Here is a 17704-nt window from a genome sequence, read left to right as displayed (position 1 = left end):
CGGTTACACCGTTCATCTGACACTCCCGCGTTTCCCGCCCCACCCGTCCCCGGTGGTAACGAGGCGGAAGATCGGGGCGACCCTTCCGGTGGTGCCGGGACGGCGTCACCGGATGAGGAGGAGCACGATGCGACGGGTGCGAGCGATCGTCTGCGGCGGCGCGGTGCTGGTGGGTCTGGTGTTGTTCCCTGCGGTGGCGTCCGCGGCGCCGGGTGAGACCCCGGCCGGGAGCGGTGGGGGTTGCCGGGCGAACGGGCAGGCGATCTCCGGAGCGGCTCGGACGGTGCCGGTTCCGTTCGGCCAGATCGTGCGGGGGAGTGCACCGATCGCCGACGACAACGCGGCCTTCTTCGCCGCACTCTGCGGCTGACCGCACCGAGCGCGGCGGTTGGTGTGCTCCGTTACCGTTCAGGACCCCTGGTGGTTCAGAGCGGGGCTGCGCCGGAGGGTGGCAAGAGACTTCGCGAGGGTGCGTGAAACGTGCATCTGCGAGATGCCCACCCGCATCGCGATCTGTGTCTGGCTGAGATCTTCGAAGAAGCGCAGCCCGAGGATGTGCCGTTCCCGGGGCGAGAGCGCGGTGAGGGCCGAGCGCAGTCCGGAACGGTGCTCCGCGAGTTCGAAGCCGGTGTCCGGATGGCCCAGGAACTCGCTGAGAGCGGTGTCGGATCCGGCGAGGTGCTCATCGAGTGAACTGCTCCGGGTGGTCTGCTGAGCGTCCAGTGCGTCCAGGATCTTCGCGGTGCTCACGCCGAGGTGTGCGGCGATCTGGCTGGGCCGTGGCGCCTGCCCGGACGTGGTCGACAGTTCCTCGACGGCGGCGTGCAGGCGTGATTGCAGGTCCTTGATCGGGCGGGGGACGTGCATCGCCCAGGAACGGTCGCGGAAATGACGTTTGATCTCGCCGGTGATGGTCGGTACGGCGAAGCTCAGGAAGTCGTTGCCGGTACCGGGGTCGAACCGCTTCAGCGCGCCGAGGAGCCCGATGGCGCCGACCTGCTCGAGGTCGGCCAGCGGCTCACCGCTGTCGCGGTACCGACGAGCGATGTTCCGCACGACCGGGAGGAAGGCGCTCAGCAGCGCTTCTTCGAGTTCCCGGTGCCGGGGGTCGGTGGCGGAGAGGTTGGCGAACTCCACCAGGACCGGTGTCAGGTGTGCGTACTCGTGCGACGCCCCACGGCGGCCGGGCGGGGGCGGTACGACGTCCACCGCAGGGGACGGATCGTCATCGGCAGCCTGCTCGATCTCCGCACGCACCTGTGCCTCTGGTCCTTTCGGATCGGTCGGACAGGGGGCGAGGAGTCGCCTCCGGCGGAGGATCGTGGATGCCGTGCCGTCGTCGAAGGAGCTCTTCGCGATGCGGCCACTTTCCGGGAATGGTGACACGTGGGGTTGTCGGCCGCGACCGCCTCAGTGGGTGTGGCCGGTGGCATGCCGCCGAAAGGCGTAATGCGATGAACTCGAGTGTGTCCGCGTGCTTCGGATCGCTGGGAATCGTCGGCTTCGTCTCTATCGGTGCTCGACCGATCGGACCTGATCCGTCAGACGGGAAGAGCCGACCGTCGAGGGCGGATGAGGTGGCGAGGGCAGGGAAGCCAAAGCACTGTGCACGCGATAGTCGCCGGCCGCGCGCCACCGGCCACGTCACCGATCCCGGGTCGGGCGATCCCGGTGCCCCTCGGGGTGACGGCGCCCTTTGCACGGAGCCGGTCGGGTGCGAATCTTGCGGGGTGGATCCGACGGTGGAGTCAGGTGTGATCGGAGCCGGGCTTCCGGTTCTGCGCTTCGGTTCAGGCTGCCCTCTGGTGGTGCTCGGGGGCGCCACGCCGGTGCACGCGAACCCGACCGGCCTGGCCCGCCGGGCCGTGTTGTTCACCTTCCGCGGCCTGGCCCGGGACCGCCGGGTCTGGCTCGTCAACCGGCGGCGCGGCCTCGCAGCGGACACCACCCTCGCCGATCTGGCGGCCGACCATGCGACGGCGCTCGCGACGGCGGTCGACGGCCCCGTCGACGTGCTCGGTGTGTCCACCGGGGGCTCCGTCGCGCTCCAGTTGGCCGCGGACCGGCCGGATCTCGTGCGCAGGCTCGTCGTCGTGGGGGCCGCCCACCGGGTGGGCGACCTCGGGCGGGAAGTGCTGCGCGCCGTCGCCGACCTGCACGAGCGGGGGGACAGCCGGGCGGCCTACCGTGCGTTCGCCCGGGCGAGCACCACGTCGCCGACCGGACAACGGCTGCTCGGCGACCTGCAGTGGCTGTCCGAACCCCTGGTGTTCGGCCGCCACATCGACCGGTCGGACTGGGTCGCCGCACTGCGCGCCGAGGCCCGCTTCGACCTCGGTGACCGCCTGGCCGAGATCACGGCACCGACGCTCGTCATCGGCGGTGACCACGACCTCGCCTATCCCGCGGCCCTGTTCCGGGCCACCGCCGACGGCGTCGCGGACGGGCGGCTGGCCCTCTACCCCGGCCGCGGCCACGGTGGCGCGCTCGCCGACCGCCGCTTTCCGCGCGATGCGCTGGCCCACCTCAGCCGGCCCGGCCGACGCGGCTCCCGCGACCGGTGACGGCCAGAGTCCTGAGCTGACGGGACAGCCATGACCACGGGGGCAGCGAGATGTGCAGAAGGCTGCCTTCTGCCTCCGGAGGGCGGGAACGGGGGCGTTCCCCGGTGCGGAGTGATCGCCGCGTGGTCGTCGTGACGCACGAGGAGCCCGCAGGGGCGATTCGGGCTGGTCGTGCTCGTCAGGCCGCCGATCGAGGGATCGTGATGCCTGTCGTCCTGCGGCGCGCGATCGGCCGAGGTGTGCGTCGTTGCCGGGTGTGGTCGTGGAGGATCGACAAGCCGGTCGCGCACGCCCAGCCGGCCCGTCGGAGATGCCGATCCGACGATTCGTTCGTCGAACCGGACAGGTCGAGAGGTGATCTCGGCTCGTGGCACATCCGTGGCACACGGGCACGAGAAACGGCGGTTGACACCGGCAACCGTCGAGAGACGTGTTGCCTGGTCAACCGCCGTTCCGGCGCTGATCAGAAGGTCAGCGGAACGCCTCGATCAGACGTCGTAGTGGAGCGGGTCGTAGGCCTCTGAGCTGCACTTATGAAGATCCAATGGCCGTTTAGGGCGCATTTGGGGCGCACGAGCACGAGGAGAGCACGCCGGATCTGCGCGTCGGACGGGCTGCGATGGAGGGGCGACAGCAGCTCCGGAAGATCTATGTGGAGCACGACCCGGACCACGGTCCTAGTCGTTCTGACCACGGATCGACCACCAGAAAACCACACGGTCGACCCGGTGGTCGATCTGTGGCCGGGCGAGGTGGGAATCGGTCAGGCCAGAGCCTCGCGCGCAGTGTTCTCCACAATTGCGGTGGGTGCTGTGACCATCGACGAGTCCTGAGGGCGCTCGCGAGGCGGGCATGGACGGAGCACCCGAGCACCCGAGCACCTGGACCGGGCGGTCGAAGCTGGGCACGAGGCGTTCGTCGCGGACAACGCGCGGTTCTTCGACACGCCTCTGCCCGGACGGGACGGGGCCCTCGGGATGCACCCGTCGGCGCGTCTCTGTAGGTCCGATCGCGGCTGACACCGAGCTCGTCGCGGGCAGCGAGAGCCGTGGCCGAGCGCTCAGTGTTGGGAGACACTCCGCGGCGTCGGTCTGGTCGAGTGCCTGGGTCGGCGCCGTCGCGTTCGCCAGGCAATCGATCCGTTGCCGTCGTCTCCGCGTCCGGGACGGGACGCTGGTGTGTGTCTTGGCCGCCGGGGCGAGCGCGGATCAGCTTCTGCCGGTCTCGGCGTTGATCAGCCAGGTGATGCCGAAGCGGTCCACGCACTGTCCGAAGACCTCGCCCCAGATCTGCTTCTCCAGCGGCATGTGGACCTCTCCGCCCTCGGCGAGAGCGTCGAACCAGCCGCGGAGCGTCGCTTCGTCGCCGGTGATCGAGATGGAGCCGCCCGTGCCCGCGCTGGAGCCCGGGGTGACGTCGCCGGCCGTCAGGACGAGGCCGTCGGGGGTCCTCAGCGATGCCCCGAGAACCTTGTCCGGATCGCCTTCCATTCCGATCTCGCCGAAGGTGTTGAGCTGGAGGTCGCCCCCGAAGACCGCCTGGTACCGGGTCATCGCAGCGCGGCACTCGGTCTCGAAGTACAGGTGTGGGTGGAACTGGGCGGTCATGGTGTCTCCTGGAGATCGGGCTGGAGAGCTTGTGCTGTCTGAGACGTTTGCCCGGAATCGAACTCATCTGTTCGGTCGAGGTTCGCGAGCATCGGACCTTGCCTGGATCGCCGCGGGGCGGCCGTTTCGGCGCGGATGCGGACCGTGCGCGGAGTGGTGGAGGGCCAGCTCTGGGCTGCGTCGTTGGGCTGATCGCAGGTCGGTATCAGGCCGGCGGGCGTCGGGGGTGGTGTCGCCGGGTCCAGGCATGGGTCTCCCGTCGCATCGACGCTGTGACGGTGCCGGGAACCCGGCGCCGGTCCGAGCTCTGCGGCCGCTGCGCGGTCGCGTCCGGCGAGCCTGGACCGCCACCCGAACCCGGGCGAGATCCCGTCGCGCCGACGCGAGAAGAGACCAGCTGATCATCCGGCCGGTGGTGCACCCATGCACAGGCTTCGAGCTCCGGTCCTGGCGGCCGACTCCCTCCGGGTGCCGGGCGTTGCCCGGACCCGACCTCGGAGAGCCAGGTCAGGCCGCCACGGTGTCGGGGTGGAGCAGGGGTCGTAGGGCGCGGTGGTCGGCGGGGTCGTAGGGCTGGTGGTTCTACCAGCACCGCGACCGGTTACGGGGAGGCCGGGTCGACGGCCATCGTCGCCGTCCGAGCCGTGGACGGCGGGTTCATCGGGTACTTCACCGCCGGCATCGGCATCCCGGAGGACATCCCGGCCCTCGGCGAGACCGTGCGCACCGTGACCGTCCTGAACTGAGAAGCGTCGCCGTGAGCGAGAACCGATCCGGTCAGGAAGTGGGGAGCCCCGCCGACGGCCCCACATCCGCCGAGACGCAGGCCAACGGCCAGGGCCCGGCATCAGTCGACCCGCACGAACTCGAGGTGATCACCAGCGGCGACGGGCACCGACCCGACGTTTGCTCCGCCGCGCAGGCGGCAAGACAGAAGAGCGGCGGATCTGCGTGATGCCCCCCGGGCAGATCCGCCGTTCTCGGCCTACGCGGCCTCGCCGCCGCCGGAGTGGGCCCCCGGATTCCCCTGCAGTGCGCCGTCGGTGCAGTACTGACGACAACGGGGAAGCGGGGGATGGGGGTACTGCGACAGTTCACGACCCAACCCACGACCAGGTGGGAGAGGCCCGTCACCGCTCGGTGGGTGAGTCGCGTATGTCCATCGGCGGCTCTGATTCTGACGTCGAAGACGGAAACAGGCGGAGGTGCCCCCGGTCGGACCAGTCGAGCATCACGAGTGTGGCGTCGTCCTGGAGTTCTCCACCCTGATGAGCGAGCACAGCCGCACCGAGGCGGCGCAGCGTCTCCGGGGCGGAGAGGTCGTCCGCCTCCGCGCGCTCGGTGAGCTCGACGAGGCGTGCCTCGCCGAAGAACGCGCCGTCACCGTCACGTGCTTCGACGATGCCGTCGGAGTAGAGCAGGAGGCGATCGCCGGGCTCGAGCTGCTCGCGGCCCACGACCGGTAGAGGCACCCCGGGTATCTGCAGCCCCAGGGGCAGCCGGGGCGTCGTGACGAGTTCCTTGACGACCCGGTTGTGGCGTACGAGCAGCGGCGGTGGGTGTCCGGCGAGCAGGTACTCCAGGGCTCCGTCGGACGTGTTGAACCGGGCCAGGACGGCGGTGGCGAACTGACGAGGTCCGGACTGGCTCAGGATCGCTTCGTCGGCCCGCGCGGCGATGACCTCCAGGTCTGTCTCCCCGTCGCGTCGAGCGTTGCGGACGGCGGTGATGGCGAGCGTGCTGGTGAGTGCGGCGCGGATGTCGTGGCCGAGGGAGTCGAAGACGGCGAGGTCGATCATGTCGCCGTCGATGTTGTAGTCGTAGGCGTCGCCCGCGACCTGCGCGTGGGGCTCAAGCAGCGCGGCCACCACGACGCGTTCGGTGGCGAAGGTCCGGGGTGGGAGCAGGTGCCAGAGCAGTTCTGAGGCCAGCGACAGCGGGCCGTTGCTGCGCAGGCGACGGAGCCGGTCGCTGTAGGCGAGCTTGGTCATGAGGAGGTGACCGGCCAGACCGGCCAGGGTCCAGAGCCGCCGCCGCAGGTCCCCGTCGTCGCGCAGGTCGCCGATCCCGACCCGCATCACCCCGGCTCGATCGGTTCCGTCGAGGACGGGCACCCAGAGCGTCCGCATGCCGTCGTCGAGGCAGGGAAGGATCTCGCCGAGCTGGAACGCCCGGCCGCCCATCGTGCCGGCGATGCCCACCGGGGGCCGTGACTCGGTCCGGACGGGGATGAGCGACTGCTGTGCCAGATCGACCATCAACAGCTCGACCCTCAGCCCGAGGGGGCGGGCGGCGAGGTCGATGAGTCCGGAGAGGTCTTCGCCCCGGGCCAGATGACCGCCGTCGATCACCCGGGTGAGCGTCTCGATCCACATCGCCGTGGTGATGCTGTCCGGTTCCATCAGTCCGGGACCCTACGTGCGCAGGTGCAGCGAGTCGTCGCTGCACCTGGGGGCGGTACCGGAAGTCGGTCAGGACAGGTCGGACGCGGAGCCGGGCATGATCTCGAACTGCTCCCGGAACAGGCGCATCGAGATCGCGCCGTCCGAGTTGGTCGTGATCAGTCCGGACTCGTCGATCGTGAGGTAGCGGAAGCCCTCGCGCCGCAGCCCCAGGGCAGCGTCCTCGAGCACCGGTGTCCCTCGGGCGGTCAATCGACCGAGCATCGTCACGTACCCGAAGGGTGAGCGCCCGAAGACCAGCAGGGCGAACAGAGATCCTCTGCCTCCGTGGATGGCGATCGGCACCCGTGGTGCATCGCGATGATCGACCATCCGGACGACTCCTCCGCACCTCGTTGCGGACCAGCGTGATGCCCGTTCGTCGAGGTAGCCCGATCGGGAGCGGTGCGAAACCCCGTCATGTCTTGCTCGGCACGGCCGACGCGGGCAGATTCTCCCCGGGACGGCGGGCTGCCTCAGGTGTCCCTTCCGTCGTCGGGCATCGGTCTAGTTCATATCCTCGGTGAAGACCAGCGTGCGGTCCACGACGTCGCGGGCGACGTCGAGGAGCGGGCGTCGGTGCCGGTAGGCGTGGGCTCGGAGCCGGGCGAGGGCGTTGGTGGCGCTGACGTCGAGCTGGGCCAGGACCATCCCGGTGGCCTGGTGGATCTCCGCGCGGGGTCCGCCGCCGTTGTGGTGGACCCACCCGGTGTCGTGTCCCGGTCGGTCCGGAGCGGGATCGGTCCGCTGTCCGAGCAGCATCAGGGTCGCGGTGTCGGCGGCGGCGAGGGCGTCGCGGCGCTGGGTCTCGTCGAGCTCGCCGGGAGTCGTGCGGTATAGGTCCAGCACACCGAGGTTGATCGCGCCCCAGTGCAGCGGGAGCGCGAACAGTGCGCCGACCGGGGCCTGCTCGGCGACCGCGCCGGCGAACACCGGCCATCGGGCCGCTTCGGTGCTGTGGCCGAGGTCGGCCACGAAGACCGGGAGGCCGGTGGTCGCGGCCTCCATGCAGGCGCCCTCGTTGAGGGTGAACTGCAGATCTTCCAGGAGTGCCGCGGTGGCGTCGGTGGCCCACAACGTCTCTCGCGCGCTGCTCGTGGTGAACAACGAGATGGCTGCGCCGTCAACGTCGAGCCCGTCGACGCAGGCTCGACAGATCCGTTCGGCCAGTGCGTGATCGTCGAGGCCGTCGCGGGCGATGGCCAACAGGGCACGGGTCACCGATCCCGGTTCAACCACGCGGTCCGGCCCGATGATGATCGGACCGCGCGCATCGGCGTACGGGGCGTCGTCGATCGCAGGTGGCGTGCAAGAGCGGGGTCCCGGTTTCGTGAGCGGTGGAGAACGGTGCTCCGGTGTGCGCGTGGAGCAGCCTGGGGCGACGGGGACCCGGTCACCACCAGCAATGTCGGACAATACCGACAACGGGCCGGTCCGGCCCGGCAGGGCGGCTCAGTGCACCGCCGGGTCGAGCGACGGGTGGCGGGGTCCTCGCTCGGACACTTCGTGCTCGGTCCACCAGCGGGTGAAGTCGGGATCGTCGGCGACGAGCAGGGCGAGTACGGCGCGACCGGCGGCGGCAGGTCACCCATCCTGGCACCGCCATCACCCGCACCGTCCGCGTCTTCCCCGGCCGTTCACCGTCCGCGAGGCTTGTCCCCGGCCACGGCACCCAGCCCCTCGTCGAGATGCGTGTTCTCGTGACCGGTGCGAGCGGGCTCGTGGGGAGCGCGGTCGTGCGTGCAGTTGCCGACTGTGCGCGGTCGATCTAGCGTCGAGCACGGTTGAACACACAGCCCGGCATCGACGCGTCGGACTGTGCCGCCACTCGGCTGTGTAGCAGCGCGTCCTTCATCGTGAAGGGCTGGTGAGTATGAAGCGGCCTTCTTCCCCCGCGGTCGTCACCCGCAAGCCGAGTGCGCTGGTGCAGCGTTCCTCTCCACCCGCGATCTTGGTGGTCACCGAGCAGGTCGACGAGACCTCGCCCGCGGGCGCACTCAGCGCAACGGCCACCCGGCCGTATCCGAACGAGTACCAGCATCTGAGGCCCAAGCTCGCCGAGTTCGCAGCGATGCCGGCAGGCGATCCGCGACGGCGGGCGCTGCGCGATGAACTGACCAGCGGGTACTGGCCGGTCGTGGTCCACATCGCGCGCCGGTACAGAGACAGCGGTGAGCCTCTGGCCGATCTCCAGCAGATCGGTGCGATCGGCCTGCTGGGGGCGTTGGACCGGTTCGATCCCGAACGCGGGATCGACTTCCTGGGCTACGCCGTGCCGACCATCACCGGCGAGATCAAGCGCCACTTCCGGGACCGCACGTGGAGCATGCATGTTCCTCGCCGCCTCAAGGATCTCCAGGTCCCGATCCGCGACGCCGTGGCCACCCTGTCATCGACACTCCGCCGCGCGCCCCGACCCAGCGAGATCGCAGCCCACCTCGGAACGACCGTCGAGGAAGTCGTCGATGCTCTCGGCGCCCGGCAGGCCCACCACCCCGACTCCCTCGACGCGATCGTCGGCCACAACGGCACCGACACGGTCCTCGCGGACATCGTCGGCATGGTCGACACCGCCCTGGACGCGGCCGCATACCGTCACGAACTCCGCAAGGCCCTCGACGACCTGCCCGAACGCGAGCGCACCATCGTGGTGCTCCGCTTCTTCGGAGAGCTGTCCCAGACCCAGATCAGTGCGCAGGTCGGCGTGACGCAGATGCACGTCTCCCGCCTGCTCAGCCGGACCCTCGCCACGCTTCGCGAACGCATCGGCACCACCTGACGCGCCGATCACGTCATCGCCGGTGGGAGTGTCAGATGAACGGTGTAACCGGTCGTGATGGCTAGCTTCCGTTGCTGGGAACGATACGTCCGGCGAAGGTGATCGCGAAGGCGTTCAGCGCCGGCTTCCAGCGCATCGCCCACCGGGCCCGGCCCTTCCCGGTCGGGTCGAGCGCTCGGGTGACCAGGTAGAGGCACTTGAGCGCGGCCTGCTCGGTCGGGAAGTGGCCGCGGGCCTTGACCGCGCGCCGGTAGCGGGCGTTGATCGACTCGATCGCGTTCGTGCTGCAGATGACCTTCCGGATCTCGACGTCGTAGTCGAGGAACGGCACGAACTCCGACCAGGCCGAGCGCCACAACGCGATGATCGCCGGGTACTGCCCGCCCCAGGTCGCGGCGAACTCGGCGAACCGGTCCTCGGCGGCCGCCTCGGTGGGCGCGGTGTAGACCGGGCGCAGATCCCGCGCCATCTGTTCCCAGTAGCGGCGGGAGGCGTAGCGGAAGGTGTTGCGGATCAGGTGCAGCACACAGGCCTGGACCAGCGCGTGGGGGCCACACGGTGGTGATCGACTCCGGGAGGCCTTTCAGGCCGTCGCAGACCACGATGCAGGCGTCGACCACGCCGCGGTTCTTGATCTCGGTCAGGACGTGGAGCCAGTACTTCGCGCCCTCGCCGCCGTCGCCGGCCCAGATCCCGAGGATGTCGCGGTGCCCGTCCACGGTGACGCCGATGACGACGTAGAAGGGCCGGTTGGTGACCTGGCCGTCGCGGACCTTGATGTGGATGGCGTCGATGAACAGCACCGGGTAGACCGCGTCGAGCGGACGCTGGGCCCATTCGCCCAACTCGTCGAGGACCTTGTCGGTGATCCGCGAGATCGTGTCCTTGGAGACCTTCGCGCCGTAGACCTCGTCGAAATGCGCCGCCACCTCCCCGGTGGTCAGGCCGCGGGCGGTCAGCGACAACACGATCTCGTCGATGCCGTCCAGACGCCGTTGGCGCTTGCGCACGATGACCGGGTCGAAGCTGGCGTCCCGGTCACGGGGCACCTCGATCTGCACCGGCCCGATCTCGGTCAGCACCGTCTTGACGCGAGTCCCGTTGCGGGAGTTGGGGTTCTCCTGCCCGGCCCGGTCGTGGCGGTCATAGCCCAGGTGCTCGGTCATCTCCGCCTCCAGTGCGGTCTCGAGCACCGTCTTCGTCAACCCGGTAAGCAGACCGCCCGGGCCGACAAGCTCCACCCCCTCGGCCCGGGCTGCTTCCACCAACTGCTGGGCGAGCTGCTGCTGATCAATCCGATCCGGCACAGGCTCGATCGTCTCGGTCATTGCTGATCCCTCCCCCGAGCTGCGCTCGGCGTGTCGGACCAGTTACACCGTTCGTCGGACAGTCCCTCGCCGGTGCCTCGACGGCGCCGGACACCGGGACGTCGAACGGAGTGCTCAGACGCCCGGCCTCGTCGATGGCGCGGCGGTCCGTCAGGATGCGAGATGCCAGCCCGGTCGTATCGCGGCTCGCAACGGCCCGCTCGAACTGTGCAGCCTGGAGGGGGCCCGTCTCGTGGCCAGGATCCCCGTCGGCGCCGTTCCGGCGTGCGCGGCGCGGATCGCGCCGCCGGGGCGGGGGATCGGGTTGCGAAGCGTTGTCGCGCGTCCGCCGAGGCGTCTGTTCTGGCCTCATGCCACCGATCGGCTGGAGGAACTGGGTCTGGCGGGCCGTGTAGATCCGTGTGCACGGGGTAGTCACCGAACTGCGGGAGATGCGCCACTGCACCGACCACGAGGGGGAGCGCTTTCGTTGAGCACGATGGGTCCGTCGAACGAGGAGCGGCTCACGGTTCCGGCCGAGACCGTTGCCGAGGTGATGGCGTCCGACCCGGTCGCGGTACCGGCCGATTGGCCGGTCAGTGAGGCGGCTCGCCGGATGGCCGAGAACGGCATCGGCTCCGTCGTCGTCCTCGACGAGGCCGGGGAGCTGTTGGGGATCTGTACCGACCGCGACATCACGGTGCGGGTCACCGCGGTGAAGCGGGGCCCCGACACCCCGGTGCGGGAGGCGTGCACCGAGCGCGGTGTGGTCGCAGTCGGACCGGACACGCCGGTTCGTGAGGCCGCGTTGATCATGCGACGGCACGCGGTGAGGCGGCTGCCGGTGGTGCTGGACGGTCGTGTCGTCGGGGTCGTCAGCCTGGGTGATCTGGTCATGGACCGGGATCCGTATTCGGTGCTCGCCGACATCAGTGCGGCCGACCCCCACCTGTAGTGCCCGCGGTTCGCTCGGTGACACGGTGGGCCTCTCGATGGCACGGGTCGTCCGCCAGGCCGCACCGGCCTCCCCGGTCAACAGCCGGCTCAGGCACTCCGGCGCGGCGCGGTTCGGCTTGGCGCGGAGCATGGATCGACCGTCGAACGGGCGATGTCCGCCAGTTCGCGGAGCGCGGTTCCCGACCTGTCTGGGCCGTGACGTCGCGGGCGATCTTGCCGACGACGACGCCGGCGTGGCGGACGGCGATGTCGCCGATGGGCAGGTGCTCACGCACCGCGCTGTACATGACCCCGCGCATCGCCCGAAGCTGGTGCAGCACACCCACGAGTCCTACCCGGTTGGACACCTGTCCACGATGTTCTGGTTGGGGATCACCCCGGGCGACGTGCACCTCAACATCAGCTCACCGGGCTGGGTGAAGCACGCCTGGAGCTGCTTCTTCGCGCCGTGGATCGCCGGAGCGACGATCTTCCTCTACAACTACGCCCGGCACCGCCTCGGTGGGGAACACCCCGGGCTCGGTGGTCAAGCCCGGATCGATGGGCCGCCCGCTGCCCGGTGTCCCGGTCGTCCTCGTCGACGAGGTCACCGGGGAGCCGTCGGAGACCGAGGGCGAGATCTGCCTGGACCTGTCGCGACGTCCGACCAGCCTCATGGTCGGCTACCTGGACATGCCCGAGAAGAACGACGAGGTCATGGCGGGCGGCTACTACCACACCGGGGACACCGCCACCCGGGACTCCGACGGCTACCTGTTCTACGTCGGGCGCACCGACGACGTGTTCAAGGCCTCGGACTACAAGGTCTCGCCGTTCGAGCTGGAGAGCGTGCTCATCGAGCACCCCGCCGTGCTCGAGGCCGCCGTCGTGCCGCAGCCGGACCCGGTGCGCCTGGCCGTGCCGAAGGCGTACGTGACGCCGGCTCCCGGCTGGGAGCCCGACCGCGACACCGCCCTGGCGATCTTCCGGCACACCCGCGAGCACCTGGCGCCGTACCTGAGGATCCGGCGGTTGGAGTTCGGCGAGCTACCGAAGACGATCTCCGGGAAGATCCGGCGGGTCGACCTGCGCCGCCGCGAGCAGGACGAGCCCGACGCGGCTGCGAGCGCCGAGTGGCGCGACGATCAGTTCCCGCAACTGCGGGCGTGACGCTGTCGGCGCCCGGGATCGCACTCTCGCCCAGGCGTGGATCCTGATCGCCCTCGTGGCTTCGGGAGGTGGGGTGCGGGTGTAGCTGACGTCGCGGTTCAGGAACGGGGGGCGCACCGGATGTGACGACGTCGGCGACGTTCGCTCACGAGTCCCGGAAGTCAGCGTCGCGGCGGCCCTCCGCGATGACTCCGCGGTCCAGCACGAGGCGGGTGATGATCCGGTGGATCGGACCGACACCGGCCCAGACGATGCGGGCCACCGGCCGCTCGTAGTGGACGAGCGTGCTGACCTGGACCGTCGCGGGGGTCACCGACACCACGAGTCGGGCCGCGAGGAGCGAGCCGTCGACGGCGTAGACGGCCTGGTCCGGCCCGGAGTGCACCCGGCGCCACCCCGGAACGGGCACTGTGGACGGACGCTCGAGGTCGAGTCTGAGCACGTGGCGGTGGACGCCGGCGATGATCTGGCGCAGCCAGGTCGGAAGTGTGCCGAATGCCAGAGCGGTGACCTGGTCGGCCGACCGGCCGTCGCGGATCCGGGCGGGTGGATCGGTGACGCGGCGGGGGCAGGCGTAGGAGTCGCAGTAGTCGACGCCGTCTACCAGCCCCAGGGTCAGGACCGCTTCCGGAAGCGCCACTCGGTGGGCCACGAGACGCCCCTCTCGTCGCGGACCCCCGATGCCGTCGTCGGCACGGCGTTCCGTGATTGATCACGGTACCTCGTCATCGGCAAGCGGGCCGCGCTCCGTTGGGGCGACCGCGACGAGTGCTGGGTCCTGCAGGTGGCACCTCCGATGTAGGTAGGGCGTCTTCATCAGCCCAGGAGAGTCGACTTCGTAGCTGTCGTCCGGGATGACGATCGGCGAGGTGCTCGAGGACTACCCGGACCTTGAGCATGACGACCTGCTCGGACCTCTGGAGGCCGGGGCGCTCGCGGCGGCGGTCGGGTGGTTCCGCTCGGCGCGGCGTGAAGTTCCTCGTCGACGCGCAACTCCCCGCTCGGCTCGCACGGTTCGTGCCTGACGCAGGCCTGCATGTCGTGCACACGTCGGAGCTGCCGGAGGGCAACCCCACGACCGACGCGCGCATCGCGGAGGTGGCGGACGGCGAAGGCCGGGGTGCGAACGCGGCACTGCTGGCGCTGTTCGAGGCGAACCTCGACCCGGTGCTCGATGCGCTGGGAAATGCCGACTTCGCCGAGCCGGGCCCAGACGCGATGGTCATTCGCCGGCGCCCTGGCCGACTCGGTGACCGAGGCTGCCATCAACCCGGCCCTAGGTGTACTGATCGGACAGGTTAGTCAATCTGGTGATCGGTGGGTGTCCGCCGCAGGCGGTGTGGGGTCGGTGATGGTTGTACTCGTGAATCCAGCCCGGTAGGGCTTTGCGGCGGTGGGTTTCGCTGGCGTAGAGCCGGCGGAACGCCCATCCCTCGACCAGGGTCCGATGGAACCGTTCGACCTTGCCGTTGGTCTGCGGGCGGTAGGGGCGGGTGCGGCGGTGGCGGATCTCAAGCTCGGCGCAGGCCTCGCGCCACAGGTGTGAGCGGTAGCAGGCGCCGTTGTCGGTCAGGACCGCCCGGACGGTGACGTGGCGGGCGGCGAACCAGGCCACTGCCCGGTGCAGCACGGCGACCGCGGTGGCGGCGGTTTCGTCGTCGCACATCTCGGTGTAAGCGACGCGGGAGTGGTCGTCCAGGACGGTGTGCAGGTAGCCGGTGCCCATCTTGGGATGGTGGTGACGGTTGCGCGGCTTGCCCGGGGTCGCGGCCCGATGACGCTTGCCTTGGGCGCGTCCGACGAAGCGCCATCCGCCGCCGTCGGGGATGTTGCCCAGCTTCTTCACATCCACGTGGGCCAGGTCGCCGGGGTGGGGATGTTCGTAGCGGCGCACAGGTTCCCCGGTGGCCCGGTCCAGGTGGGAGAGCCGGTTGATCCGGCACGAGGTCAGGATGCGGTGCACCGTGGAGGTCGACAGCCCCAGGATCGCGGCGATTCCGACCGGCCCCAGGCGTTGCTTCCAGCGCAGGTGCACGACCTTGCGCACCGCCGGGGCCGGCGTCGCGCAGGGTGAGTGGTGCGGGCGGGAGGACCGGTCTTGCATGCCGGCCTCGCCCTCGCAGGCGTACCGGTCGGCCCAGCGTTTCGCCGTCGGCCAGGACACCTGGAACCGTTCCGCAGCCCGGGCGACGGGCCAGTCCTGCTCGACGACCAGCTTCCCCAGCCGTAGTCGTGCGGTCGGGGTCAGCGCGGCGTTAGCGTGCACGGTGAGGACCTCCTGGGTCGTGGTGTGGGTGCCGTCAGACAGCTCCACACCACCCCAGGGGGTCCTCACCTATCAAGATCAGTCAGACCGTGTCGTCACACGACCTCGACCAACGTCTCCGATCAGTACACCTAGGCACGGGCCAGGGTCCGGTTCAGGAAGGGCAGGGTGAGCTCGAGGACCTTGTCCGGGGTCTGGGCGTGGGGGTAGTGGCCCGCGCCGTCGATGACGGCCAGTTCGCCGAGGTCGGCGGGAAGGTCGGCGACGACCTTCTCGCCCTCGGCGCGGGGGTCGGCCCAGTCGGGGTCCAGACCGCCCATGACTACCAGGACCCGGCAGACGATGTAGGGCAGCTGCGCGCCGGCATCGGTGGGGGCGCTGCGGCCCATGGCCTGCAGGACCTTCATGCGTTCGGGGTCGCTCAACGTCGCCTTCGTCCGACCCAGCTCCTCGGCCCAGTCGGCTGGCTTAGTGGGGTAGGCGAGGTCGAGGTACTGCACCCACGCCGACAGGCTGCCGAACAGCCCGACCCTTGTCAGGAGCGTCAACGCCTTCCGGTACCGGGCGACGCGAAACAGCCCGCCGAGGGGAACCGTCTGCTTGCGGGTGAACGGGGCGAGCTGCACGACCCCGGTGACCACGTCCGGGGCCGACGCTGCGGCGATCGCGGCCGCGCCCCCGCTCAGCGACTGGCCGACGATGACGGCGGGGCCGCCGACGTGACGGACAACGGCGACCAGGTCACCGGCGACGTCGGTGCGGCTGTACCCGTCCCAGCCGGTGCTGGACTCCCCGGCCCCGCGGATGTCGACGTTGGCGACCCGGTACCCGGCCGCCACCAGCCCCGGCACGAGGAACCGGTAGGAACGGCGGGTGTCGCCCATGCCGTGGGCCAGAACCACGAGCGGACCCTCGCCGCTCACGTCGTAGGCGATCGTGCCGCCGGTCAAAGACAGGTGCTCGGTCATGTCATCCTCCATTTTGGTCAAGTAAGTTGGCTAAGAGCCATCCGGCGTAGCCGCGACCTCAAGTGGTTGCCGACCCACCGTCGGAATGCCGTGATCGCACCGGTACGACCGGGCAGTCGGTCGCCGGGCGACGACTCCAACGGTCCAATCTGGTAGGCTCCATCGCGGTGGAACTGGCAATCCACCAGGTCCTTGTAATCAGATCCGGGCGGGTTTCCTCCCATCGCGGCCGTTCAATTGACCCGGCCAGGCCGGCGCGCGCCATCAGCAGCTCCACGATGCCGTGCGCGATCACGAGGCCGCGGCCCAGGGCGAGCACGCGCCGGTAGCCGAAGGTGCCGCACGAGGGCTGGTGCAGCTCCCGGATCACGTCGGTCAACAGGGCGTACCGCACCTGTCGGGCAGAGGGGCCGCGGCTGCGAAACCGGAGGTAGCGCGACTTCGACACGGTGAGCACGCGGGCGGCGACCTGGACGGGCAGGCCCTCGCCGGCCACACCGCCGTCGCTTCACAGCGCCCCTTGGCCACCGCCTTCACCAGTAGCTCGCCGGCCCGCCGGTGCGCGGCCAGCTCGAACCCCAACTCGGCGATGCGCCGCTTCGCTGCGATGAGATCGGAGCTCTCAGCGCTGCTCAGCCCTGTCCCTCACGGCTATCCTTTGAAGGCCGGTGGCCACGAATCCAGCTACCCGACTCCGATAATCACGCGGTGTGCCGCAACGGAACTCGATAGGACCGGGTCGCAATGCTGGCCCTGCGTGGTGGCCTGTGGACGAGCAGCTGCACTGGAGAATGGTCTACGACACCGGTGCCGGTCACGTAAACGGGGTCAGCGCATTCCCGGCCCAGTCGGCGAACCGAGTCCAAGCGATCTCGGGGAATTCAGCGCGCAGGGCGACCGGGTCGGCCTGGTAGCCCTCCTCGGCGAGGAATGTCCACATCGCGTGCATGTCGGGGTCACCGATCGTGGCGATGTCCTGCCGGTCGTGGCGGACCTCCTGCCCGAGGACGCGAGTGAGTGCCTCGGCCATCTCCGCCGGCGTTGGCGCGTCGCCGGCGACCTCGATTCGCCGCCCGGCCAGGCGCCCGGGGTCGGTCAGCCCGATCGCGGCGAGGTCGGCGAGATCGGCGCGGTCGAGCTGTTGGAGCGGGTGGTCGGAGGTGATCGGGAGCCGCAGCACCCCGGCGAGCGCCTCGTGGCGGCTGCCGAGGGCGTTGTCGAAGAAGTAGGTCGGGGCCAGGACGGTGTGCTGCAGGCCGGACGCGCGCAGCTCGGTCTCGATCAGGCCTTTGCTCTCGAAGTGCGGGACGCCGGTGCCCGCATCGGCGCCGGCTACCGAGCTGAACACCATGTGCGGGAGCCGGGCGTCGAGGGCGGCGCCGACGATGGCCCTGCCCTGAGCCACCTCCGCGTCCGTGCCTGCCTCGAACGGGGTGGTGACGGCGAACGCGGCGACCGCACCGTCCATCGCCGCTCGCACCGAGGCCCGGTCGGACAGGTCGCCCGCGACGAGCTCCACCCCGTTCTCGGCCAGAGCTCGCGCGCGCGGTGCGGCCGGGTCCCGCACCAGTGCGCGGATCGTGGCCCCGCGTCCGCGCAGGGCCCGGACGACGGCGCCACCCTGACCCCCGGTCGCTCCCAGCACCAGGATCGGATCGGACATGTC

The 17704-nt window shown here is 70.1% G+C and carries 15 protein-coding genes and 2 pseudogenes; 6 read left to right on the top strand and 11 right to left on the bottom strand.

The genetic code is table 11. The annotated features are described in order from the left end of the window. Nucleotides 1-127 precede the first annotated feature (127 nt). Nucleotides 128-370 carry a hypothetical protein gene (locus H6H00_RS29205; protein ID WP_185718835.1) on the top strand — a complete coding sequence of 81 codons (243 nt, stop codon included), beginning with the start codon at nt 128-130 and terminating at the stop codon, nt 368-370. A 38-nt stretch (nt 371-408) separates the two neighbouring features. Here H6H00_RS29205 and H6H00_RS29200 read toward each other — a convergent pair whose 3' ends face one another. Further along, nucleotides 409-1257: a SigB/SigF/SigG family RNA polymerase sigma factor gene (locus H6H00_RS29200; protein ID WP_255425431.1), complete on the bottom strand. Its 849-nt coding sequence runs from the start codon at nt 1255-1257 to the stop codon at nt 409-411. Between the two features lie 548 nt (nt 1258-1805). Here H6H00_RS29200 and H6H00_RS29195 point away from each other — a divergent pair. Continuing rightward, on the top strand, nt 1806-2564 hold the full coding sequence (locus H6H00_RS29195) for an alpha/beta fold hydrolase (protein WP_255425430.1): 759 nt from the start codon (nt 1806-1808) through the stop codon (nt 2562-2564). A gap of 1208 nt (nt 2565-3772) precedes the next feature. On the opposite strand, the gene H6H00_RS29190 is transcribed toward H6H00_RS29195, so the two are convergent. The 4 genes from H6H00_RS29190 to H6H00_RS29175 form a co-directional block, all read right to left on the bottom strand. After that, on the bottom strand, nt 3773-4171 hold the full coding sequence (locus H6H00_RS29190) for a VOC family protein (RefSeq protein WP_185718833.1): 399 nt from the start codon (nt 4169-4171) through the stop codon (nt 3773-3775). A 1130-nt stretch (nt 4172-5301) separates the two neighbouring features. Next, complete coding sequence (locus tag H6H00_RS29185) at nt 5302-6573, bottom strand: PP2C family protein-serine/threonine phosphatase (RefSeq protein WP_185718832.1); 1272 nt, start codon at nt 6571-6573, stop codon at nt 5302-5304. A 69-nt stretch (nt 6574-6642) separates the two neighbouring features. After that, a complete protein-coding gene (locus H6H00_RS29180; RefSeq protein ID WP_185718831.1) occupies nt 6643-6804 on the bottom strand; it encodes a hypothetical protein in 162 nt (53 codons plus the stop codon). A 315-nt stretch (nt 6805-7119) separates the two neighbouring features. After that, complete coding sequence (locus H6H00_RS29175) at nt 7120-7833, bottom strand: GAF and ANTAR domain-containing protein (protein ID WP_185718830.1); 714 nt, start codon at nt 7831-7833, stop codon at nt 7120-7122. 652 nt (nt 7834-8485) lie between these two features. On the opposite strand from H6H00_RS29175, the gene H6H00_RS29170 reads away from it, so the two are divergent. Next, entirely contained in the window at nt 8486-9391 is a 906-nt protein-coding gene (locus H6H00_RS29170; protein WP_185722864.1) for a SigB/SigF/SigG family RNA polymerase sigma factor, read from the top strand. Nucleotides 9392-9452: 61 nt separating this feature from the next. Here H6H00_RS29170 and H6H00_RS29165 read toward each other — a convergent pair. Continuing rightward, nucleotides 9453-10719: pseudogene (locus H6H00_RS29165) on the bottom strand (IS256 family transposase). A gap of 232 nt (nt 10720-10951) precedes the next feature. Here H6H00_RS29165 and H6H00_RS32580 point away from each other — a divergent pair. Next, complete coding sequence (locus H6H00_RS32580) at nt 10952-11653, top strand: CBS domain-containing protein (RefSeq protein ID WP_255425429.1); 702 nt, start codon at nt 10952-10954, stop codon at nt 11651-11653. Between the two features lie 100 nt (nt 11654-11753). After that, nucleotides 11754-12804, top strand: a pseudogene (locus H6H00_RS29155) (AMP-binding enzyme); the annotation flags it as partial. Between the two features lie 145 nt (nt 12805-12949). On the opposite strand, the gene H6H00_RS29150 reads toward H6H00_RS29155, so the two are convergent. After that, nucleotides 12950-13444, bottom strand: coding sequence for a DUF2867 domain-containing protein (locus H6H00_RS29150; RefSeq protein WP_185718829.1), 495 nt, complete (start codon nt 13442-13444; stop codon nt 12950-12952). A 329-nt stretch (nt 13445-13773) separates the two neighbouring features. On the opposite strand from H6H00_RS29150, the gene H6H00_RS29145 reads away from it, so the two are divergent. Continuing rightward, nucleotides 13774-14106, top strand: coding sequence for a DUF5615 family PIN-like protein (locus H6H00_RS29145; protein ID WP_185718828.1), 333 nt, complete (start codon nt 13774-13776; stop codon nt 14104-14106). On the opposite strand, the gene H6H00_RS29140 is transcribed toward H6H00_RS29145, so the two are convergent. The 4 genes from H6H00_RS29140 to H6H00_RS29125 all read right to left on the bottom strand — a co-directional run bounded on the left by H6H00_RS29140 (nt 14081) and on the right by H6H00_RS29125 (nt 17701). Continuing rightward, nucleotides 14081-15070: an IS481 family transposase gene (locus tag H6H00_RS29140; protein WP_185722862.1), complete on the bottom strand. Its 990-nt coding sequence runs from the start codon at nt 15068-15070 to the stop codon at nt 14081-14083. The two genes, H6H00_RS29145 and H6H00_RS29140, sit on opposite strands and share 26 nt — an antisense overlap. Nucleotides 15071-15201: 131 nt before the next feature. After that, nucleotides 15202-16038 carry an alpha/beta fold hydrolase gene (locus H6H00_RS29135; RefSeq protein WP_185718827.1) on the bottom strand — a complete coding sequence of 279 codons (837 nt, stop codon included), beginning with the start codon at nt 16036-16038 and terminating at the stop codon, nt 15202-15204. A gap of 58 nt (nt 16039-16096) precedes the next feature. Further along, the gene (locus tag H6H00_RS29130) at nt 16097-16534 is read right to left on the bottom strand and encodes a hypothetical protein (RefSeq protein WP_185718826.1); all 438 of its coding nucleotides are present in this window, start codon (nt 16532-16534) and stop codon (nt 16097-16099) included. 318 nt (nt 16535-16852) lie between these two features. Next, nucleotides 16853-17701: an NmrA/HSCARG family protein gene (locus tag H6H00_RS29125; protein ID WP_185718825.1), complete on the bottom strand. Its 849-nt coding sequence runs from the start codon at nt 17699-17701 to the stop codon at nt 16853-16855. Between the last annotated feature and the right edge of the window lie 3 nt (nt 17702-17704).

The sequence above is a fragment of the Pseudonocardia petroleophila genome (genome assembly GCF_014235185.1).
Classification (GTDB): Bacteria; Actinomycetota; Actinomycetes; order Mycobacteriales; family Pseudonocardiaceae; genus Pseudonocardia; species Pseudonocardia petroleophila.
The sequence above is the reverse complement of the archived record's forward strand: the minus strand, read 5'-3'. Positions and strand labels throughout refer to the sequence as shown.